17 protein-coding genes and 1 tRNA gene are annotated in these 20,433 nt (G+C 67.4%); 9 read left to right on the forward strand and 9 right to left on the reverse strand.

From position 1 onward, the window contains the following. Positions 1 to 73: 73 nt before the first annotated feature. The 3 genes from IFE19_RS10265 to glmU are packed head-to-tail and all read right to left on the reverse strand — an operon-like array spanning position 74 to position 2,951. Positions 74 to 925 carry a hypothetical protein gene (locus tag IFE19_RS10265; protein ID WP_207822011.1) on the reverse strand — a complete coding sequence of 284 codons (852 nt, stop codon included), beginning with the start codon at positions 923 to 925 and terminating at the stop codon, positions 74 to 76. Continuing rightward, positions 922 to 1,605, reverse strand: coding sequence for a ribose-5-phosphate isomerase RpiA (rpiA, locus tag IFE19_RS10270; RefSeq protein ID WP_207822013.1), 684 nt, complete (start codon positions 1,603 to 1,605; stop codon positions 922 to 924). Before rpiA ends, IFE19_RS10265 begins: the two co-directional genes overlap by 4 nt. Then, positions 1,602 to 2,951, reverse strand: coding sequence for a bifunctional UDP-N-acetylglucosamine diphosphorylase/glucosamine-1-phosphate N-acetyltransferase GlmU (gene glmU, locus IFE19_RS10275; protein ID WP_207822015.1), 1,350 nt, complete (start codon positions 2,949 to 2,951; stop codon positions 1,602 to 1,604). The genes rpiA and glmU overlap by 4 nt, the downstream gene beginning before the upstream one ends. A 72-nt stretch (positions 2,952 to 3,023) precedes the next feature. On the opposite strand from glmU, the gene IFE19_RS10280 reads away from it, so the two are divergent. The 6 genes from IFE19_RS10280 (at position 3,024) to IFE19_RS10305 (ending at position 7,640) form a co-directional block, all read left to right on the forward strand. Further along, entirely contained in the window at positions 3,024 to 3,713 is a 690-nt protein-coding gene (locus tag IFE19_RS10280) for an HAD-IA family hydrolase (protein WP_207822018.1), read from the forward strand. Between the two features lie 21 nt (positions 3,714 to 3,734). Beyond that, entirely contained in the window at positions 3,735 to 4,058 is a 324-nt protein-coding gene (locus tag IFE19_RS10285) for a DUF2834 domain-containing protein (RefSeq protein WP_207822020.1), read from the forward strand. 101 nt (positions 4,059 to 4,159) lie between these two features. Then, the gene (locus IFE19_RS10290; protein ID WP_207822022.1) at positions 4,160 to 5,449 is read left to right on the forward strand and encodes a dicarboxylate/amino acid:cation symporter; all 1,290 of its coding nucleotides are present in this window, start codon (positions 4,160 to 4,162) and stop codon (positions 5,447 to 5,449) included. Positions 5,450 to 5,534: 85 nt separating this feature from the next. After that, positions 5,535 to 5,609 (forward strand) — tRNA-Val (locus IFE19_RS10295). Between the two features lie 145 nt (positions 5,610 to 5,754). Further along, complete coding sequence (locus IFE19_RS10300; protein ID WP_225910239.1) at positions 5,755 to 7,266, forward strand: HWE histidine kinase domain-containing protein; 1,512 nt, start codon at positions 5,755 to 5,757, stop codon at positions 7,264 to 7,266. Beyond that, positions 7,263 to 7,640: a response regulator gene (locus IFE19_RS10305; RefSeq protein WP_207822024.1), complete on the forward strand. Its 378-nt coding sequence runs from the start codon at positions 7,263 to 7,265 to the stop codon at positions 7,638 to 7,640. The genes IFE19_RS10300 and IFE19_RS10305 overlap by 4 nt, the downstream gene beginning before the upstream one ends. Here IFE19_RS10305 and IFE19_RS10310 read toward each other — a convergent pair. The 5 genes from IFE19_RS10310 to IFE19_RS10330 all read right to left on the reverse strand — a co-directional run bounded on the left by IFE19_RS10310 (position 7,627) and on the right by IFE19_RS10330 (position 15,774). Continuing rightward, a complete protein-coding gene (locus tag IFE19_RS10310; RefSeq protein WP_207822025.1) occupies positions 7,627 to 9,213 on the reverse strand; it encodes a phytoene desaturase family protein in 1,587 nt (528 codons plus the stop codon). The genes IFE19_RS10305 and IFE19_RS10310 overlap by 14 nt on opposite strands. A gap of 36 nt (positions 9,214 to 9,249) precedes the next feature. After that, positions 9,250 to 12,741, reverse strand: a complete 3,492-nt coding sequence (locus IFE19_RS10315; RefSeq protein WP_207822027.1) for a class I SAM-dependent DNA methyltransferase — start codon at positions 12,739 to 12,741, stop codon at positions 9,250 to 9,252. A 57-nt stretch (positions 12,742 to 12,798) separates the two neighbouring features. Next, positions 12,799 to 14,013 (reverse strand): imidazolonepropionase, encoded by a 1,215-nt coding sequence (hutI, locus tag IFE19_RS10320; RefSeq protein WP_207822028.1) that lies wholly within the window; start codon positions 14,011 to 14,013, stop codon positions 12,799 to 12,801. Between the two features lie 154 nt (positions 14,014 to 14,167). Then, complete coding sequence (locus IFE19_RS10325) at positions 14,168 to 15,070, reverse strand: agmatinase family protein (RefSeq protein ID WP_225910240.1); 903 nt, start codon at positions 15,068 to 15,070, stop codon at positions 14,168 to 14,170. Between the two features lie 5 nt (positions 15,071 to 15,075). Further along, complete coding sequence (locus IFE19_RS10330) at positions 15,076 to 15,774, reverse strand: UTRA domain-containing protein (protein WP_207822032.1); 699 nt, start codon at positions 15,772 to 15,774, stop codon at positions 15,076 to 15,078. A gap of 95 nt (positions 15,775 to 15,869) precedes the next feature. Here IFE19_RS10330 and hutU point away from each other — a divergent pair, with 95 nt between their 5' ends. The 3 genes from hutU (at position 15,870) to IFE19_RS10345 (ending at position 19,656) form a co-directional block, all read left to right on the forward strand. Continuing rightward, positions 15,870 to 17,537, forward strand: a complete 1,668-nt coding sequence (gene hutU, locus IFE19_RS10335) for a urocanate hydratase (RefSeq protein WP_207822034.1) — start codon at positions 15,870 to 15,872, stop codon at positions 17,535 to 17,537. A 4-nt stretch (positions 17,538 to 17,541) separates the two neighbouring features. After that, positions 17,542 to 19,074: a histidine ammonia-lyase gene (gene hutH / locus IFE19_RS10340; protein WP_207822037.1), complete on the forward strand. Its 1,533-nt coding sequence runs from the start codon at positions 17,542 to 17,544 to the stop codon at positions 19,072 to 19,074. Between the two features lie 105 nt (positions 19,075 to 19,179). Continuing rightward, positions 19,180 to 19,656: a hypothetical protein gene (locus IFE19_RS10345; protein ID WP_207822039.1), complete on the forward strand. Its 477-nt coding sequence runs from the start codon at positions 19,180 to 19,182 to the stop codon at positions 19,654 to 19,656. Here IFE19_RS10345 and IFE19_RS10350 read toward each other — a convergent pair. Next, positions 19,640 to 20,401, reverse strand: a complete 762-nt coding sequence (locus IFE19_RS10350) for a peptidase (RefSeq protein ID WP_207822041.1) — start codon at positions 20,399 to 20,401, stop codon at positions 19,640 to 19,642. The two genes, IFE19_RS10345 and IFE19_RS10350, sit on opposite strands and share 17 nt — an antisense overlap. Positions 20,402 to 20,433 lie beyond the last annotated feature (32 nt).

The raw sequence follows: 20,433 nt of genomic DNA on the forward strand, positions 1-20,433 counted from the left end.
GTCTGAAATCCGTGCGGCTGAACCGCAGCGCTGACCCGACTTAGGCGCCGGGGCGCGAGGGGGCAAGGCAACGTCATGCCGGATGCGCCAGCCCTGCGAACAACATCCAAGCGGCGCAAAAGAGAGCGAGCATGCAGATGGAGAGGACCGTCCATTCGGTTGCCGTGGTCAGCAAGGGCGGACTAGCCCTCTTGCCTGTCGGCCAAAACCACCGGGAGAACCCCACAAGGGAAACGGCGAGAGCGACAATCGCCAGCGCCATGTTCCATAGGTTGGGCGCCACAGCCCATTGAAAATCCACACCTGCTGGAAGCTGCTGAACGCCAACCTGCCGAACATCGCCGAAGCTAAGAAACGCCATGACGGCCGCTACAACGACCGTGACCATGCCCTGTCGCCGCATACGGTTGCGTTCGTCAGATTCGTCGTTCGGAATAACGGCTGCACAATCGTTTACGGAGGGTGCTTGTCCTAGCCCCGCACGAAATTGGGTAATTCGCGACTTCATCTCGTGCGCCGACAGCTTCCAACCCTGAAGAAACAGACCATGTCTAGGCGCCGAACCAGTCACCGTCAGCCAGGCCAGCCCCCTGATTTCCAGCACATCAATGCGGACCACGTCATTCCAGGACAAAGCAACAGGTCTGAGTCCGCCCTCGCACCTGAGCCCATTTTGATCGACAACGAGCTTGGGCAAGAAAACGAGTCTTAGCAGCGCCGCGACAAGACAGCTGCCGAACAGGACGGAAAAGCCCCAAGCAGCCAGCGGGTGCACTGGCGATCCACCAGACGTCGTTACTGGATTCTGGCTAGCATAACTCACGTAAACCATGGCAGCGGAGCCCGCTGCACAGAATGCAGCCTTGAGACGCGAAGCCTTAAACACAAGCACGTCTGCGGCACGCCGCTTGGTCAGCGGCATCAAGGATTGATCGTCTCGAACCCGGCGTCCGTGCCGATGATGGCGAGGTCGGTGAGGTCGAGGAAGAGGCCGTGCTCGACCACGCCGGTCAGGCTCTTGAGGTCGGCGGCCAGGCGCGCCGGGTCGTTGATGACCTTGCAGGCCGCGTCATAGATCAGATTGCCGCCGTCGGTGCGGATCAGGCCCCGGTCGGCCTGACGGACACGGGCGGGCATGGGGATGTCGTGGTCAGCCAGGACGTCGGCGATGCGGTTGGCGGTCGTCTTGTGACCGAAGGCGACGACCTCGATCGGCAGGGGGAAGGTTCCCAGCACCGGCACCACCTTGGCCGCGTCGGCGATGCAGATGCAGCGGCTTGACGCCTCCCACACCAGTTTCTCGCGCAGCAGGGCCGCGCCGCCGCCCTTGATGAGGGCGAGACCCGGGCCGATCTCGTCGGCGCCGTCGACGGTCAGGTCGATGCGGGGGGTGTCTTCCAGCGTCGACAGGGTCAGACCCAGTTCGCGCGCCAGATCGGCCGTGCGTTCCGAAGTCGGGACGCAGCGGAGGTCCGGCAGGTTGCGCGCGGCCAGGGCTTTCACGAACCAGGCGGCGGTGGAGCCGGTGCCCAGACCGACCACCATGCCGGCCTCGACATGGGCGGCGGCGGCTTCGCCGGCGTTCTTCTTTTGCTGGTCGCTCATTTCGCTGCCTTCTTTGCGCGCATGGTGGCCATGAAGCGGGCGGCCCAGCCCGGCTTGGTCGTCTGTTCGGCGCGGCCGAGGGCCAGATCGCCGGGCGCCACGTCCTTCGTCACCACCGAACCCGAGCCGACCATGGCGCCCGCGCCGACAGTCACGGGGGCGACCAGCGAGGAGTTGGAGCCGACGAAGGCCGCCTCGCCCACCGTAGTGCGGTGTTTGAAGAAGCCGTCGTAGTTACAGAAGATGGTTCCCGCGCCGATGTTGGCCTTCGCGCCGACATGGCCGTCGCCGAGGTAGGCCAGATGGTTGGCCTTGGCGCCGGCGTCCATGCGGACGTTCTTGACCTCGACGAAGTTGCCGATCTTGACGCCCTCGCCCAGGTCCGCGCCGGGGCGCAGGCGGGCGTAGGGGCCGACTTCTGCCCCGCTCGCGACCTTGGCGCCCTCCACGTGGCTGAAGCTGCGGATGCGTGCGCCCTCGGCGACGACCGCACCGGGGCCGAAGACGACGAAGGGCTCGATGGTCGTGCCGGCTCCGATAGCCGTGTCCCAGGCGAAATGGACGGTGTCGGGCGCGCCCATGGTGACGCCTGCGGCCAAGAAGTGTTCGCGCTGGGTTTGCTGGAACAGGGCCTCGGCCTGGGCCAGTTCGCCTTGCGCGTTCACGCCCATGACCGAGTCCTCTGCAGCGAAGACGGCGCGGGTCGGGGCGCCGCGCTTACGGGCCAGCTCGACCACGTCGGTCAGATAGTATTCGCCCTTGGCGTTGTCGTTCCTCACCTCAGCCAGCAGGTCGAACAGCAGGCCGACCGGGGCGGCCATGACGCCGGAGTTGCAGGCGGTGATCGCCAGAACCTCGGCCGAAGCCTCCTTGGCCTCGGTGATGGCCAGCAGGTCGTCGCCTTGCAGGATCAGACGGCCGTAGGCGCCGGGATCGCGGGCCTCGAAGCCGATGACGGTGACGCCTTCATGAGCGTCGGCGAAGACCGGCTCGATGTCGGCGGCCTTCAGCAGGGGGACATCGCCATAGGTCACGACCACATGGCCGATGAAATCGCCCAGCACGGCCTCGGCGGCGCGGACGGCGTGGCCGGTGCCCAGCGGCGGGTCCTGAACGGCGATGGAGTCAGCGCCCAGACGCTTTTCGACGTGGGCGCGGACCTCGGGCGAATGGGAGCCGACGACGACCACGATACGCTCGCAGCCCAGGGCCTCGGCGGCGTCGATGGCGTGATCCAGCATGGCGCGCTGGCCGACCGGGTGCAGGACCTTGGGCAGCGGCGACTTCATCCGCGTGCCCTGCCCTGCGGCGAGGATGATGGCGGCGCGAGGGTGAGGTGCGGTCATGAATCGATCCGGCGGCTTGTCGTCCTGCGCGATCTAGCCCATTGCCGGGGTCTGCGCGAGCCGGGAGACGACATGAGCACTGAACGCGATCTGGAAGGCTGGACCATCGCCTTCGACCTGGACGGGACCTTGGTGGACTCGGCGCCCGATCTGATCGGCACGCTGAACCGGATGCTGGCGCAGTATGACTTGCCGCCCGTGCCCATGTCCTCGGCCCGGCATCTGGTCGGACACGGCGCCATGGCCCTGCTGCGTCACGGCTTCATGGAGGCGGGCGCCGCCTGGGACGAGGCCCATGCCCCCGGCCTGTTCGAGCGCTTCATCGAGGACTATCTGGCCCACATCGCCGACGAGAGCGTCGTGTTCGACGGCGTCGTCCCAACGCTGGAGCGGCTGGCCGCGCGCGGCGCCATCCTGTGCGTCGCCACCAACAAGCGCACCGACCTGTCCGTGGCCTTGATCGAGGCGCTGGATCTGACGAAGCATTTCGCCTTCATCGCCGGGCCGGACGCCGTCTCGGCCCGCAAGCCCAGCGGGGCGCATATCCATGAGGCCGTGCAGAAGGCCGGCGGCGATCCCGCGCGGTGCGTCATGGTTGGGGACAGCACGACGGATACGAAAGCGGCCAAGGATGCGGGCGTGGCCTGCATCGTCGTCGGCTTTGGCTACAACGACGTGCCGCGGGATGAGCTGGGCGGGGACGTGGTGATCGACCACTACGACGGGTTCGAGGCGGGGCTGGCCGACGTGATGGGCGGCTGAGGCCCCAAGGGGAGAGACAGAATGAACGCCAAGCCCTTCTATCTGGCCATGGCTGTGGTCGGAACCGTGGTCCCCTGGCTGTTCTTCGGGTCCTTCTTCGCCCTGAACGGGCTCGATATCCCGCTCTTTCTGAAGTCGCTGTTCGCCAACGGCGCCGCCGGCGGCTTTTCCACCGATGTGCTGATCACCATCGTGGTGTTCTGGGTGTGGTCATGGCGGGATGCGGCCCGGCACAGGGTGGCGCGCTGGTGGCTGGTGCTGCCGGCCAGCTTCTGCGTTGGACTGTCGCTGGCGCTGCCGCTCTACCTCTATTTGCGCGAGCGAGCTGATGGCGAGAAAAACTAAACGACGACGCAGAACTTCTCAGCGTCAATCGCTCCCGTTCCTGTTGCCGTCCGCGCGCATGGGAAACACATAGGTCGACCCGTTCCTCCCCAAGGGTCGTCATGCTTCGTCGTTTCTTCGCTATCCCCCTCTGGCAGCGCACCGCCGCCGGTTTCGCCCTGGGCATCATCGCCGGCCTGATCCTGCGCGAGCAGGCGACCGTCTGGCTGCAGCCGATCGGCGATGTCTATCTGAACCTGATCCGCATGGTGGTCGCGCCGCTGGTGCTGTTCACCATCGCCAGTTCCATCGCCAAGCTGGGCGAAGGCGTGGGCGCGGTGCGGCTGGGGGTGCGGACCCTGGTGTGGTTCGCCGTCACGTCCCTGTTGGCGGTGCTGGTCGGCTTCGCCTTCGGACACCTGATCAATCCGGGCGTGGGCCTGTCCAACCTGCCGCTGGGCGAGGTGAAGGAACGGGTCATCCCGACGCCGCTGGAGGTGCTGCTGGGCGTCGTGCCGAAGAACCCCTTCGCCTCTCTGGCCGAGGGCAAGGTGCTGCAGATCATCTTCTTCTCGGCCCTGCTGGGCGCGGCTCTGGTGGCGCTGGGCGACCGGGCGCAGACGGCTCGACGGCTGGTGGACGAAGGCGCGGCCCTGGTGTTTCGCATCACCCGCTGGGTGATCCAGCTGACGCCGTTCGGGGTGTTCGGCCTGATCGGCTCGGTCGTCGGCGGCTATGGCTGGGAGGCGCTGCTGCCGTTGGGCAAGTTCATCTTCGCCATCTATGCGGCCTGCCTGTTCCACATCCTGATCGTCTATTCGGGCCTGCTGAAGCTGCACGGCCTGAAGATCCGCAGCTTCTTCCGCGGGGCCTTTGCGGCCCAGCAGACGGCCTTCGCCACCTCCTCCTCACTGGGCACCCTGCCGATCACCCTGCGCCAGACGGTCGAGCGTCTGGGCGTGCCGCAAGCCTATGCCGCCTTCGCCGTGCCGCTGGGGGCGAATGTCAAGATGGACGGGTGCGGGGCCATCTATCCGGCCATCGCCTCGATCTTCATCGCCCAGTATTTCAGCATCGACCTGAGCTTGACCCAGTACGTCCTGATCGGCCTGACGGCGGTTCTGGGCTCGCTGGGGACGGCGGGCGTGCCCGGCACTTCCATCGTCATGCTGACCCTGACCCTTTCGACGGCGGGCCTGCCGCTGGAAGGCATCGGCTATATTGTCGCCATTGACCGGATCATCGACATGATGCGCACCGCCACCAATGTCACCGGCCAGATGCTGGTGCCTGTGCTGGTCGCCAAGGAGGAAGGCATCCTGAACGAGGACATCTACAACGGTCACGTCGCCTGGCTGCCCGGCGATCCCGAGACGGAAACGCCCGAAGGGGTCCGCACCGCCGGTATTTGATCAAAGAGGCTTGCCGTCGTCGGAATCGCGGGCTACATCGCGCCTCCCGACGGCCCAAGCCTTTCTGATTTGGTCGTTCTGCGCTGGACGCGTAGCTCAGCGGGAGAGCACCTCGTTCACACCGAGGGGGTCACAGGTTCAATCCCTGTCGCGTCCACCATCCCTTCTCCGACATCTCGTCACCTCGACCGCCCACTCCGCCGCGGCATTCGTAAGTTCGTCTCTGGACAGAACTGTGGATTTCACGGCAGGAACACGCACCCTTTCGGGCGCGCTGACGTTAGGCAGGGACTACGGGGGTCCTATTGCGAAAACTCGCCAAGACAATCGATCTGGTCGCAGCGTTCGACGCCTCGCCCAATCCCTACATGCTGCTGGACGCCCAGCTGCGCTACGCCGGGATGAATCAGGCCTATCTGGACGTGACGCATCGCACCCGCGAAGCGCTGCTAGGCCAGCCGGTGATGCAGGCGTTTGACGCCGGGCCGGGCGAGGAGGCGCCTGAAAACGCCAAACAGCTGGCGGCGTCGTTCGAGAAGGTTCTGACGACGGGACAGCCAGACCATCTGGCCGTGCTGCACTATCCAATCCCGATCGAGCAGGCCGACGGCACGGTCGCCTATGACGATCGCTACTGGAGTTGCACCCACACGCCGATCAAGGACGCCGAGGGCCGCGTCACCCATATCCTGCAGCACACCAGCGACATCACCGAACTGGAACGACTGCGCCGTCAGGTCGGGCGGCTCAGGCCTGAAGACGCCCCCTCGGCGCTGGACAGCCTGATCGGCGGCGGCATGTTCCGCCGCGCCATGAGCGTTCAGGCCGACAACCGGCGACTGGAGACGGAACGGCGGCAACTGCTGGACATGTTCATGCAGACACCGGGCTTCGTGGCCGTACTCAACGGCCCGCAGCACGTGATCCAGTTGCATAACGGCGCCTATGGCCAGTTGATCGGCCATCGCGACGTAGTGGGGAAACCCATTCGCGAAGCCCTGCCCGAGCTTGCCGGCCAAGGCTACTATGACTTCCTGGACGAAGTGCTGGCGACGGGCGAGCCCTTCCAGGGACGCCAGAGCCCGGTGCAACTTCAGCAGACGCCCAACGGCCTGCTGACGACCCGCTATCTCAACTTCATCTATCAGCCGATCCGCGACGACGAGGGTCAGATCGTGGGCGTCTTCGTCCAGGGGCACGACGTCACCGACACCGTCCAGGCCGCCGAGCGTCAGAAGCTGATGATCGACGAACTGAACCACCGGGTGAAGAACACCCTGGCCACCGTCCAGTCGATCGCCATGCAGACAGCGCGTTCACACGAGGACCCGCGCTCCTTCGCCGAGACCTTCCAGTCGCGTATCCTGTCGCTGTCGCACACCCACGACCTGCTGACCCGCAGCCATTGGGAGGGCGCCGACCTGCGCGAGGTGCTGGAGCATGAGACCACGGCCCACGGCCTGCACCGACTGACCCTGAACGGCCCCAATGTCGCGCTCGACCCCGCCATGGCGGTGTCGCTGGGCATGATCTTTCATGAACTTGCCACCAACGCCGCCAAGTATGGCGCCCTGACGCCTGGCGATGGACGGGTTCTGGTCGACTGGTCACTGGCCGACCTGACGGACCCGCAGCTGGTCATCTTCTGGCGCGAGACCGGCGGGCCGTCAGTAGCTCAGCCGGAACGCCGCGGCTTCGGCAGTCGTTTGATCGAACGCAATGTCAGGCATGATCTGGCAGGCACGGTTCAGATGCATTACCGCGACGATGGTTTCACCGCCGAGATCGCCATTCCGTTGAACAAGGAAGTCGGATGACCACAGCTTTGCAGGGCCGTCGCGTGCTGGTGATCGAGGACGAATCCCTGGTCGCCATGCTGCTCGAGACGATTCTGGACGACATGGGCTGCGCCGTGGTCGGCCCGGAATCCAATATCGACGACGGCCTGATCTCGGCCACGACCGAGCCCTCGCTGGACGCCGCCCTGCTGGACGTCAACGTGGCGGGACGCGAGGTCTTTCCCGTGGCCGAGGCGCTGAAGGCCCGCGGCGTGCCCTTCGTCTTTTCGACCGGCTATGGAGAAGCGGGACTGCCCGAACACTGGCGCGGCAATCCGACCATCCAGAAGCCTTTTACCGAAGGCGCCATTCGCGAAGCCCTGATGCGGGCCATGAACATCAGCCTGGTTTGAGATCTTTCAGCACGGCGCGCGCTGCGTTGTGGCCGGGCGCGCCGGTGACGCCGCCGCCGGGATGGGCGCCGGAACCGCACAGGTAGAGCCCCGGAACCGGCATGCGGTGATCGGCGTGGCCCAGCACCGGCCGCGCGCTGAACAGCTGATCCAGGGTCAGCCGGCCGTGGAAGATATCGCCGCCGATCAGGCCGAAGCGCCGCTCCAGATCGCGCGGCCCCAGGGCCAGCCGCCCCACAACCGAGGCCTTGAATCCCGGCGCATGGGCCTCGACCGTCTCGATCATCAGATCGGCCACCGTGTCGCGGTGCTCGTCCGCCAGATCGGGCGAGACGTGCTGGCAGAACAGGCTGGCGACGTGCCGCCCTGCCGGCGCCAGACTGTCGTCCAGGGTCGAGGGGATCAGCATCTCGACAATCGGCTTTGACGGCCAGCCGTTCAGCCGCGCCTCGGCGTGAGCGCGATCCATATAGGCGAGCGACGGTGCGATGATGATGCCCGCCGTCAGGTGGTCGCCTACCTCTGGCAGGGCTGTGAACCGGGGCAGTTCCGACAGGGCCACATTCATGCGGAAGGTGCCCGAGCCCGAGGCGTAGCGGCTCATCCGCTCGGTGAAGTCCGCCGGGACCACCGCCGGATCGACCAGCCGGTCGAACAGCAGGCGCGGATGCAGGTTAGAGACCACGGCGCGAGCGCGGACTGCGTCGCCCGCCTCGGTCACGGCGCCGACCGCCCTGCCCTTTTCGGTCAGCACTTCGGCGACCGGCGCGTCCAGCCGGATGTCGACGCCCTGTTCGACGCAGGCGGCGGCCATGGCTTGAGTAATCGCCCCCATGCCGCCGATGGCGTGGCCCCAGGCCCCCTTCTTGCCGTTTACCTCTCCAAAGACATGATGCAGCAGGACATAGGCCGAGCCGGGCGTATAGGGGCTGGCGTAGTTGCCGACGACGCTGTCGAAGCCGAACAGGGCCTTGATCGGATCGCTCTCGAACCAGCCGTCCAGCCAGTCGCCCGCCGACTTGGCGAACAGGTCCAGCAGGTCGCGCTGCGCCGCCAGGCCCAGCCCCGACACCCGCCGCCCCAGCGACGCCGCCTTCAGCATTTCCGGCAGGGCCGTCAACCAGCCGCCCTCAACGACATTGGGCGGGGTGGTCAGGATCAGATCGCGCAGGATGGCGGCGACCGTCTCCAGCCGCGCCTCGTAGTCGGGCAGGCGTTCGGCGTCGCGGGTCGAGAACTTGGCCACCTCGGCCTGGGTCCGGCCCTCGCCGGTCAACAGGTAACGCCCGTCGTCAAAGGGCAGGAAGTTCGCCGCCCGCCGCTCGACCACCCGCAGCCCGTGGCGCGGCAGCTCCATGTCAGCGATGACGCGGGGGTTCAGCAGGCTGACGGTATAGCTGGCGGTCGAGTTGCGGAAGCCGGGATGGAATTCCTCGGTCACCGCCGCCCCGCCGGCGACGCCGCGCCGCTCCAGCACCGTCACCTTCAGACCGGCCCGCGCCAGATAGAAGGCGCAGACCAGCCCGTTATGGCCCCCGCCCAGAATGACGACGTCCGTCTGTGATTGCGCCATGCCGCCCGCCCCCGATTCCAGAAGCCGACGCTAGCATTACAGCCGACGCGGGGTGAACCAGCCGTTCTCTGTACGCTGCACCGACCCCGCCACGGCCAGAACCGCCAGGGTCTGTTCGATGCGATCCTCCATCCGCCGCCCCCGTCGTCCGCCGAAACGGGCCGCCAGGGCGCGCGGCCCCACGGGCACGCCCTCCTGTCTCAGGGCGTGCAGAAGCGCCGAGGCCATCGGCCCTGGCGCATCCGGCAATGACGGGAGACTGGCCGAAACATCAAACGTCGCTTCGATCTGAACCGCGCGGCGCGGCGCCTTCACGCGCCCGGCCTGAAAGTCGGGACGCAGGAACCGCACCTCGCCGCGCGCCTCCTCGACCACCCGGTCACGGTTGAGGGCGACCAGCCGCGCCACCGCTTCCTGCGCCGACAGGTCGGCCGGCCAGCCGTAGGCGGCCATGACCGCCGCATCGAGGCGTCGATGCAAATGATCCAGCAGGCCGATGCAGCCCGCGTCATGCACGGTGCGCTCGCTCTCGGTCAGGGGCGCGCCTGACGCCAGCCGGGCCCGGGCGTTGTAGAGGCCGGTCATGGTCAGGAAATCATGCTGGGCCATGACCTTGGCGCGCAGCCCGTCGATCTCGTCGGCCAAGATCGCGATCTCCGCCCGGGCCCTTCCCGAAAGATCGGGAAAGGGGAAGGCGTCAAAGCAGGCGCCCTTCACATAAACGGCGTCGCCGTCATAGACGCCAATCCGCGCCGAGTTGGCGACGAACCATTGCTGGTGCAGTCGCGACGACAGAACGCCCAGCACGGCGGCGTCGTCGCTGGCGATCACCACCAGCTTGTTGTCCGGCAGGATGTCCGCGTCCAGAAACCGGAACCAACGGTGCTTGGCCGTCTCAACCGTGGCGATATAGCGCCCCAGCCCCTCAATCGCAGGTCGCAACTCGCGTCGCGGCTCGCCGAAGATCCACCAGTTGTCGCGATAGGAGGTCCGGTTGTTATGGTCTCGCTCGGGCTTCACCGTCTCGAGAACGTGCTGAAAGATCGCGGGGTGACGTCGCCGCACCTCTGACTCTTCCCAACCGAACAGGTCGATGACGTTCACCCCGCGCGGTCGGTCCGCCAGATCACGTCCGTTGCGATAGGCGCGGATCGGCGAGGCCGCTTCCGGCTCCGACGCAGACAGCAGCGCAGCCGCACGGTCCGGCGCGACCATGAAGCCCGCGCCCATCAGTTGCACGCCGCGCATGGCCAGGACGGCATTGGCCTTCAGCGGCGCCGCGTCGGATACCGGCGCGCTGACCGAAAGGTCGGCGGAGATCGCCCCCCTTTCCTCGCTGAACACGATCTCGGGCGCGTCGGTATGCAGGCCCGCCTCGGACACGACCGTCAGCAGCCTTCCATGCCCGTCCGGCTCGCCGCGCTCGGCCACGGTCATGGCGATGCGGACAGCGGCCCGGTCCCCGCCCTTGATCCACGGATGGTCGGGGATGGCCAGGACCAGCCGCATCGACGGCTCGCTCTTCAGGTGGTGCTCCAGCACCCGCCGGGAAAAGGTCTGGGTGATCGAGTTGGTGGTGATGAAGCCGAAGCGGCGCAGGCTGGATCCCTTGGCCGTCAGGATGTCCGCAGCCCGATCCCACCAGGCCGTCACCAGATCGGCCGAGCGGAACCGCCCTTGCCGCACCTGCCACAGGGCGTCGACATAGCCGTCGCCCAGCTCACGCCTCAGGTCCTTGCCGCCGATAAAGGGCGGATTGCCGATGATGAAGTGAACGTCGGGCCAGGGCGTCGGACGCGGGTCGATCAGCCGGACCACCTCGCGATCCTCGGCCACAGGAAACAGATCAGGTGCGTCGCCCGCCTTGCGCCCCGTTCGAGAGCTGGGACGTGCGCGCGTGATCGGACGTCCCACGGCGTCGCGCACCAGTTCTTCCCGCGACCAGGACAGGAGGGCGTCCGTCTGCCGGATCTTCTCGAAATTGCGCAGGATCGGCTCGGATGGCTTGGCGTCGCCATAGACCCGGAAATGCCACTGCAGATAGCCGATCCACATGACCATCTCGGCGATCCAGGCGGCGTAGGCGTTCTTTTCCAGCCCCCAGAACTGTTCCGGGCTGACGGTGTGGCCGTCCAGGGCCAGCGACCCTTGCGCCTCGCCCATTTCCGCCAGAACGGCCAGGACCTCGCCTTCCAGCTCCTTCATCATGCCCATGGCGACATAGAGGAAGTTGCCCGTGCCGCAGGCCGGGTCCAGCACGCGGATGTGGCACAGGTCATGATGGAACTGACGCACCATCTGCCGCGCGCCCCGGTGGTCGCCCGCCATGAACAGGCCGATGGCGCTGGCCTCGGCGGCCTCCCAGTCAGCGCGCAGGGGCTCCATCAGAGTCGGCTCGACCAGGCGTTCGACATAGGCGCGTGGCGTATAGTGGGCGCCCAGCTCGCCCCGCTCGGTCGGGTCCAGCGCCTGTTCCAGCAGGGCGCCGAAGATGGCGGGTTCGACCGAGGCCCAATCCCGCCGCGCCGCCGCAATCAGGGCCTCCAGTTCGTCCTCGGTGATCGGCAGGGCCGCGACATGACGGAACAGGCCGCCGTTGAAACGGCGCAGGGTCTGACGAATGGCCGAACAGTGCCCGCCCTGATCCATGCGCCGAAAGAAGTCGCCTGCGCCCAGATGAAACTGGTCCGCCTGACCGCGATAGCTTTCCAAAAAGCGCCGGAAGCCCTTGTCTTCGATCAGGCCGACGCTGTCGGCGAACATGGCGAAGATGCACTGCATGACGAACAGGGCCGTCTGATTGGCCCGCGCCGCCCTCGTCACCGGATCAGGCCGACCGTCCACGCCGATCGCAAGCCGACCGCCGATGGAGCGGACCAGCCAGGCCAGCCGCGCGGCGATGTCGGTCGTCACCTCGGCCACGCGCGCGGCGGGGTCCAGGCTCATCGGGTCGGACCAGACACGCCTCAGCCGATCGCGCACGGCCTCGTCGCGCAGATCCGCCATCTCGATGCGATAGCGGGCGCGGTCAGGAAACGGGACGTAGGCCTTGCCCTGCCGGCCGAAGTCGGACCACAGTTCGATGGCCCGGCCCACATCGACGACGACGATGAAGGGCGGCCACTCGTCCAGAGCCTTGGCGTAGTTCTCGGCCTGACGCTTGGCGTTACGCATCAGGGTTTCCAGCGCGTTTGGCGGTCCGGGCGCGACCTTGCGCCCGCGCCCGCCGAACAGAGCCAGTTGCGGCTGCGGGTCCAGCGCCCCGCCCGCCCCGCGCTTGCCCGACTGCTTGGCCTCCAGCACGAAGGCGCCGCGCCGATAGCAGTCGATGTAGCCGGGGTGACTGCCCCCGTCCTCGTGCAAGAACTTCACCGGGCGCTCGAAGCAGTAGTCCAGATCGCCGGTTCGCTCGTCGTCAGGCGCTGCGACGCCGATCAGGCGGCACAGCTGGGCGACAAAGGTCTGATAGTGGGCGCGCTCGCTGATCGGCGCCTCGGACCAGCGGCGAATGAAGTCGTCTGCATCCATGGATTGTCGGCCTCCCCGCCAACAACCCTAGATTAGTATAACGGAGAAATACAACCTTTAGGAGATTTCACCGCCGAGGTAGCGTCGATGCAGCAGGGGCGCGCCCAGCCAGTAGCAGAGCTCGGCGGGGCGGCTGATGTCCCAGATGGCGAGGTCGGCGGTCTTGCCGGGCTCGATGGTTCCCGCCTCGTCCTGCAAGCCCAGGGCGCGGGCGGCGTGGCGGGTGGCGCCGGCGATGGCTTCTTCCGGGGTCAGACGGAACTGGACGCAGGCGAGGTTCAGCGCCGCCGTCATCGAGGCGACGGGCGAGGTGCCGGGGTTGCAGTCGGTCGCCACCGCCATGCGAACGCCGTGCTGACGCAGCAGGGCGACGGGCGGCGCCTGGGTCTCGCGCAGCATCAGGAAGGCGCCGGGCAGCAGGACCGCGACCACCCCCGCCTCGGCCATGGCCTGCACGCCCGGCTCGGTCGTATGTTCGATGTGGTCGGCGGATAGGGCGTGATAGCGGGCGGCCAGGGCCGCGCCACCGCCATCCGACAACTGGTCGGCGTGCAGCTTGACCGGCAGGCCCAGAGCCTCGGCCTTGTCGAACAGGCGGCTGACCTCATCGGTGCTGAAGGCGATGGGCTCGCAATAGGCGTCTACCGCGTCCACCAGACCCTCGGCATGGGCGGCGGGCAGGATTTCATCCACAGCCTTGTCCACATAGGCGGCGCGGTCGGCCTTATGCTCCGGCGGGACGGCGTGAAGGCCCAGGTAGGAGGTGCGGACCCGCACCCCGGCGTCCTTCCCGATGCGGCGGGCGACGCGGAGCATCTTCAGTTCGCTGTCGTGGTCCAGACCATAGCCGGACTTGATCTCGATGGTGGTGACGCCCGTGGCCTTGAGCCCCTCCAGGCGCTTGCAGGCCGAGGCGTAGAGGTCGTCCTCGCTGGCCTCGCGCGTCGCCTTGACCGAGGAGACGATACCGCCCCCGGCGCGGGCGATCTCTTCATAGGTCGCGCCCTCCAGCCGCCGCTCGAACTCGCCCGAGCGGTCGCCGCCGAAGACCAGATGGGTGTGGCAGTCGATCAGGCCGGGCGTGACCCAGCGGCCGTCCAGGCTGTCAGTTTCCACAGCCTTATGCACAGGCAGGTCTGCGCGCGGCCCGACCCAGGCGATACGCCCGTCCTGGATCAGGATGGCGGCGTCCTCGATCGCGCCATAGGGGGCGCCGCCCTCGGTCATGGTAGCGACGTGGCAGTCGGCGATGAGGCGGTCAGCGAGGATCATCAGTTTTCTCCGCTCATCCCCGCGGAGGCGGGGACCCAGTGCTTTGGCTGGCAGGCGCGGCTGTTGAGACCGTGCGTTCGACTATCCTGAAACCTTGGCGTCTCGCTGGACAGAACTGGGTCCCCGCCTCCGCGGGGATGAGCGGAAGTGAAGGTCATCGCGCGGCTACTCCGCTCAGGATTTCGCAGAACCAGCGCCCGGCGGTCAGGGAGCCGAGGTCCCCGACTTCCAGCGAGGGGTCGTATTCGGTCAGATCGACGGCGCGGACCTTGGGATGGGCGCCGATGGCGCGGGCGGCGTCGAAGAAGTCGTGGACCGACACTCCGCCAGGTCGCGCGCCGGGGCTGGCGGGCCACTGGCTGCGGTCGATGACGTCGATGTCGAAGTCGACATAGATGACCTCGCACAGGGACGACAGGCGCTCGAGCTCCTCGACCACCACGGTCGCCAGACCGCGCTGGCGGCACTCGCGGGCGGTGCGGACGCTGATGCCGGCGGCCTCGGCCTTTTCATGGGCGCGGCGGGTGTTGGCGAAGGGGGCGAGGCCCACCTGGCTGATGCGATGGCCGTCGAGCCCATCGTCCAGCAGGGCCTGAATCGGATTGCCGTTGGTCAGGCCCTGATCCGTGTCGCGCAGGTCGAAATGGGCGTCCAGCGTCAGTACGCCGACGCTCGAAAGCCCCTTGGCCAGCCCCAGCGCATGAACGCCGGGCCGGGTGATGGCGTTGTTGCCGCCGACGAGGATGGTCAGGGCGCGATGAGCCTGAGCCGCCACCGCGTCGCGCACGGGCTCAAAAGCGTCGAACGGCGACACGGCCTTCAGCGCCACGTCGCCAGCGTCATGGACCTTGATGTCCAGTTCCAGCCCCGTCTCGACGTCATAGGTGGACAGGCGCGGCAGGACGGCGCGCAGGGCTTTCGGCCCCAGGTCGCAGCGGCCCGGCGTCAGCGACCGCTCGTTCAGCGGCGCGCCGATCAGGGCGACGGATGCGTCCGGATGGTTCCCCACCAGATCGCCGACAGAGCGCCAGCCGAGGGCTTCAGACGGTTGGCTCATCGGGGTCATCCTTTGGTCGGAGAGAAGCGGGCGACCAGATCATAGGCCGCGCCGGGGAAAATCTGTGAGGCCCAGGTCACGCCCTGACCATCGCGCCAGGTGCGGCGCTCCAGCCGCAGGCAGGGCGCGCCGTCGGCCAGACCCAGACCCGCCGCCGTCTCGCGGTCGGCGCCGACGGCCGAGATGCGATGCTCGGCCTCGGTCCAGGGCATGTGGGCCAGCAGCCAGCCGCCCGGCGGCTGGGCGGCGAAGTCGGCGGCCTCGGCCTCGGGCGCGGCGCTCAGCGAGATCAGGCGGCGCTCGAAGACGAAGGGCAGGTCGTCGGCCAGATGCAGGGTCTCGAGCTCGATCACCCGCTCGCCCAGACCCTCGTCGGGTCGCGCCGGACGGACGATCCGGCCCAGCAGGCGGTGAGAATAAACCAGCCCCCTGCCCTCGACCTCGGACTGGATGTCGGGAATGGCGACCAGGGCGGACGAATGCACCGGCGGATGGGCCACAACCGTCCCGGCCCGTCTGCGGCGCACCACCAGCGCTCGCGCCGACAGGTCGGTCATGGCGCGCGACACCGTCATGCGGGCGCAGCCGTATTCGGCCGTCAGCTCGGCCTCGGTCGGGATGCGGAAGCCCGGCCGCCACTCGCCCGAGGCGATGCGGCGCTCAATGTCGCCCGCGATGCGGCGATGAAGCGGCTCCTGATCCATGATGTGAAACTGCCCCTTGCACGCATTAATGTCTAGACATAACACTGCCCCCATACGACGGCCCAAGTCGCATCCTGGGCCGCATGGAGGAATCGATGAGCGCTACGCCTAACACCCGCATCATCCGCAGCCCGCGCGGGTCTGAAAAGACCGCCAAGACCTGGGCGGCCGAAGCGGCCATGCGAATGCTGATGAATAACCTCGACCCCGAGGTGGCCGAGCGCCCCGAGGACCTGGTCGTCTATGGCGGCATCGGCAAGGCGGCCCGCAACTGGCAGGCCTTCGACACCATCGTCGACCAACTGCAAAAGCTGGAAGCCGACGAGACCCTGATGGTCCAGTCAGGCAAGCCGGTCGGCGTCTTCCGCACCCATGCCGACGCGCCGCGCGTGCTGATCGCCAACTCCAACCTGGTGCCCAAGTGGGCGACCTGGGACCACTTCAACGAGCTCGATAAGAAGGGCCTGGCCATGTACGGCCAGATGACCGCCGGCTCGTGGATCTACATCGGCACCCAGGGCATCGTTCAGGGCACCTATGAGACCTTCATGGAGGCAGGTCGCCAGCACTATGGCGGCGACTGGTCGGGCAAGTGGATCCTGACGGCGGGCCTCGGCGGCATGGGCGGCGCGCAACCGTTGGCCGCGACCATGGCCGGCGCGTCGTGCATCACCATCGAGTGCCAGCGCAGCCGCATCGAGTTCCGCCTGCGCACCCGCTACGTCGACGTCATGGCCGAGACCCTGGATGAGGCCCTGGCCCTGCTGGAGCAGTCATTCAAGGACAAGAAACCCTTGTCGATCGGCCTGTTGGGCAACGCCGCTGACCTTCTGCCTGAAATGGTCAAGCGCGGCGTCCGCCCCGATCTGGTGACCGATCAGACCAGCGCCCACGACCCGGTCAACGGCTACCTGCCCTCCGGCTGGACCGTCGCCGAGTGGGAAGAAAAGCGCGTCAGCGACCCCGCCGCCGTCGAGGCCGCCGCGCGTCAGTCCATGGCCGTCCACGTTCAGGCCATGCTCGACTTCCACGCCATGGGCGTGCCCACCACCGACTATGGCAACAATATCCGTCAAGTCGCCTTCGACGAGGGCGTGAAAAATGCCTTCGACTTCCCCGGCTTCGTCCCCGCCTACATCCGCCCGCTGTTCTGCCGCGGCATCGGCCCGTTCCGCTGGGCCGCCCTGTCGGGTGATCCCGAGGACATCCGCAAGACGGATGAGGCGATGAAGAAGCTGTTCCCCGACAACGCCGGCCTGCACCGCTGGCTGGACATGGCGGGCGAGCGCATCGCCTTCCAGGGCCTGCCGGCGCGCATCTGCTGGATCGGTCTGGGCGACCGTCATCGCGCCGGTCTGATGTTCAACGAGATGGTGGCCTCGGGCGAACTGAGCGCCCCCATCGTCATCGGCCGCGACCATCTGGACAGCGGCTCGGTCGCCAGCCCCAACCGCGAGACCGAGGCCATGATGGACGGCTCGGACGCCGTGTCCGACTGGCCCCTGCTGAACGCCCTGCTCAACACGGCCTCGGGCGCCAGCTGGGTGTCGCTGCACCACGGCGGCGGGGTCGGCATGGGCTATAGCCAGCACTCGGGCGTCGTCATCGTCGCCGACGGCACGCCGGAAGCCGCCAAGCGTCTGGAGCGCGTCCTGTGGAACGACCCGGCCACCGGCGTCATGCGCCACGCCGACGCCGGATACGACATCGCCAAGGACGCCGCGCGCCAACATGGCCTGAACCTGCCCTCTCTGGACCTGTAAGCTTATGACCACCACCATCGAAATCGGCGCCGCGCCGCTCACCCTCGCCCAGCTTCGCTCGGTTCTGAACGGCCCGGTCGCGGTCAGCCTGACCGACGCCGCCTGGGCCAATGTCGAGAAGGGCGCAGCGGTCGTCGCCGCTATCCTGGCCGAGGGCCGCACGGTCTATGGCATCAACACCGGCTTCGGCCTGCTGGCAAACACCAGCATTGCGTCGGAAGACCTTGAAACCCTTCAGAAGAACCTGGTGCTCAGCCACGCCTGCGGCGTCGGCGCGCCGCTGGACGAGAACGTCACCCGCCTGCTGATGGTGCTGAAGATCGCCAGCCTGTCGAAGGGCGCCTCGGGCGTTCGGCGGCACACGCTGGAGACCCTGATCGGCATGGTCAACGCGGGCGTCCTGCCGCTGATCCCGCCCAAGGGCTCAGTCGGCGCCTCGGGCGATCTGGCCCCGCTGGCCCACATGTCCTGCGTCCTGATCGGGGTCGGCGAAGCCCGCTATCAGGGTCAAACACTGGACGCCGTTTCGGCTCTGGCCAAGGCCGGGCTGTCGCCCGTCGTTCTGGGTCCGAAGGAAGGTCTGGCCCTGCTGAACGGCACCCAGTGCTCGACCGCCCTGGCCCTGACCGGCCTGTTCGCCGCCGAGGACGTCTTCGCCGCCGCCATCGCCGCGGGCGGTCTGTCGGTCGATGCGCTTCTGGGCTCGGACGCGCCGTTCGACCACCGTATCCACGCCCTGCGCGGCCAGCCGGGTCAGATCGACGTGGCGCGTCGCCTGCGCGAACTGCTGACCGGCAGCGCCATCCGCGACAGCCATCGTCACGACTGCGCCAAGGTGCAGGACCCTTACTCGCTGCGCTGCCAGCCGCAGGTCATGGGCGCGACGCTGGACGTGCTGCGCAACGCCGCCGCCATGCTGGAGCGCGAAGCCAACGCCGTCACCGACAATCCGCTGGTCTTCATCGAGGACGGCGACGTCATCTCGGGCGGCAACTTCCACGCGGAACCCGTTGCTTATGCGGCAGATCAGATCGCCATGGTCCTGTGTGAGATCGGCAATATCTCCGAGCGTCGCACCTCCATCCTGGTCGATCCCAAGATGACCGACCTGCCCGCCTTCCTGGTCAAGGACAGCGGCGTGAACTCGGGCTTCATGATCGCCCAGGTGACGGCGGCGGCTCTGGTGGCCGAGAACCGCATGGTCGCCCACCCCTGCGTCATCGACACCGTGCCGACCAGCGCCAACCAGGAAGATCACGTCTCGATGGCCACCCACGGTGCCCGCCGTCTGCTGGACATGGCCGCCAACACGGCGACCGTGGTCGGCATCGAACTGCTGGCCGCCGCGCAAGGCATCGACTTCCGTCGTCCGCTGACGTCCTCGCCGGAACTGGAGCAGACCTACGCCATCGTGCGCGAGGCGGCCCCGGCCTATGATCAGGACCGTTACTTCGCACCAGACATCGCCCGGGCCACGGACGGGGTGCGGGCCGGTCGCTATCGCGCCTTCGCCGGCGACCTGCTGCCCTCGGCCTGATTGGCCCGCTGGGGGGAGGGCCAGACTCTCCCCCCTCTATTTCCTGAAAGTGAACTCCATCCCTCCTTCGTGCGCTTCATAGATGGAAGCGTCAGGAACGAGTGAATGATGATGAAGGCGGTGACGGCGGCGATTGCGGCGCTCGGCTTGGCGGCCCTGTTCGGCGGCGGCTGGATGCTGTGGCGCTCGACCGCGATCGCTCACGGCACAGCGCCTGACGGGCCTGCAATGCATATAGAGGTCGTGGCCCCGGTCGAGCCGGAATTGGCCCCCAGCCCTATCCTGGCGGTGGGCGAGTTCAGCAACGGCTATGAGCATGACCCGGAGCGGATGGCGTCGCTGACGCCCCATGGCCAAGATGAGGCCGCGCAGGACAGCGCCTGGATCGAGCCGACGCCGCCCCTGCCTCCGCCCTCCGTGGTGGTGATTGGAGGGCCGGCGCCCGCGGCCATGCCGCGGGTCGTGCGGCTGGACCCCGACGACTACAGTTTCGGTTTCGACCGCCCCTTGCCGGAAGCGGTCGCAGGGATGGCCCCGATCGATCCGACCGGGGCCTCCGCCGACATCAACGACGCGTGGTGACGCTGAGGGTATAGTCGCCCTCTTCCGACGACCCGAGAGTGTTTGCGCGGATCGAATAGGTCCCCGGACGCAGGGTCTGGACGATCTGGGCGCTGGTGCCGCCGCCGCTGTCATCGTCGGTAGCCAGGGAGTCGCCGTCGCATTGCGGCCCTTCATAGAGGCCCAGGTAGGCGTCGAAGTCGCCGGAATCGAGACGGACAGCGACGCTGCCCGCGCGCGCGATCGACAGGGCGTAGCAGTCATAGAAGGAACCGTCGTCGGCGCGACGGTCACTGAACTCCAGACGACCCGAACGGCTTTCACCGACGGCGATCGGCAGGACCTGGGTCGTCGGGCGGACGCGCTCGCCGGCCGAGACGCGCAGTTCATAGCGGCCGGTCTCGCCCTCGCTCAGGGTGTTGGCCTTGATGATCCACAGGCCGCCGCTGGAGACGAAGCGCACCTGCGAGTTAGTGCCCATGTCGGGACCGTCGTCATTGGTGACCGAGGTATCGTCGCAGTCCGCGCCCGCGCCCGCCGACAGATAGGTGTCGAAGTCCGACGAGCTGAGCGTGACCGTATAGGCCTCGTCCGGATTGGTCTGGACGACATAGCAACGGTAGTGCGAGCCGTCGCCCATGCGGGCGTCCTTGGCGCTGAAATTGCCCTGAATGGTCTGGCCGGGGCGGATCGTGCTCTGGGCCGAGGCGGCGCCGGCGACAGCCAGGGCCGAGGCCAAAACGGTGGTCATCAGAAGGGTGCGCATAGAGGGGAGGTCTCCGTGGGTTCCGAAACAGC

Origin of the sequence: Brevundimonas pondensis, from assembly GCF_017487345.1 — a bacterium.
GTDB lineage: Bacteria > Pseudomonadota > Alphaproteobacteria > Caulobacterales > Caulobacteraceae > Brevundimonas > Brevundimonas pondensis.

What these genes read in the sequence shown, in the direction of transcription:
- hutI (WP_207822028.1), bottom strand. Translation starts at nt 14,013, where the DNA reads ATGATCCTCGCTGACCGCCTCATCGCCGACTGCCACGTCGCTACCATG.
- hutH (WP_207822037.1), top strand. Translation starts at nt 17,542, where the DNA reads ATGACCACCACCATCGAAATCGGCGCCGCGCCGCTCACCCTCGCCCAG.
- IFE19_RS10330 (WP_207822032.1), bottom strand. Translation starts at nt 15,774, where the DNA reads ATGGATCAGGAGCCGCTTCATCGCCGCATCGCGGGCGACATTGAGCGC.
- IFE19_RS10350 (WP_207822041.1), bottom strand. Translation starts at nt 20,401, where the DNA reads ATGCGCACCCTTCTGATGACCACCGTTTTGGCCTCGGCCCTGGCTGTC.
- IFE19_RS10305 (WP_207822024.1), top strand. Translation starts at nt 7,263, where the DNA reads ATGACCACAGCTTTGCAGGGCCGTCGCGTGCTGGTGATCGAGGACGAA.
- IFE19_RS10310 (WP_207822025.1), bottom strand. Translation starts at nt 9,213, where the DNA reads ATGGCGCAATCACAGACGGACGTCGTCATTCTGGGCGGGGGCCATAAC.
- IFE19_RS10345 (WP_207822039.1), top strand. Translation starts at nt 19,180, where the DNA reads ATGATGATGAAGGCGGTGACGGCGGCGATTGCGGCGCTCGGCTTGGCG.
- IFE19_RS10280 (WP_207822018.1), top strand. Translation starts at nt 3,024, where the DNA reads ATGAGCACTGAACGCGATCTGGAAGGCTGGACCATCGCCTTCGACCTG.
- hutU (WP_207822034.1), top strand. Translation starts at nt 15,870, where the DNA reads ATGAGCGCTACGCCTAACACCCGCATCATCCGCAGCCCGCGCGGGTCT.
- glmU (WP_207822015.1), bottom strand. Translation starts at nt 2,951, where the DNA reads ATGACCGCACCTCACCCTCGCGCCGCCATCATCCTCGCCGCAGGGCAG.
- rpiA (WP_207822013.1), bottom strand. Translation starts at nt 1,605, where the DNA reads ATGAGCGACCAGCAAAAGAAGAACGCCGGCGAAGCCGCCGCCGCCCAT.
- IFE19_RS10290 (WP_207822022.1), top strand. Translation starts at nt 4,160, where the DNA reads ATGCTTCGTCGTTTCTTCGCTATCCCCCTCTGGCAGCGCACCGCCGCC.
- IFE19_RS10285 (WP_207822020.1), top strand. Translation starts at nt 3,735, where the DNA reads ATGAACGCCAAGCCCTTCTATCTGGCCATGGCTGTGGTCGGAACCGTG.
- IFE19_RS10315 (WP_207822027.1), bottom strand. Translation starts at nt 12,741, where the DNA reads ATGGATGCAGACGACTTCATTCGCCGCTGGTCCGAGGCGCCGATCAGC.
- IFE19_RS10325 (WP_225910240.1), bottom strand. Translation starts at nt 15,070, where the DNA reads ATGAGCCAACCGTCTGAAGCCCTCGGCTGGCGCTCTGTCGGCGATCTG.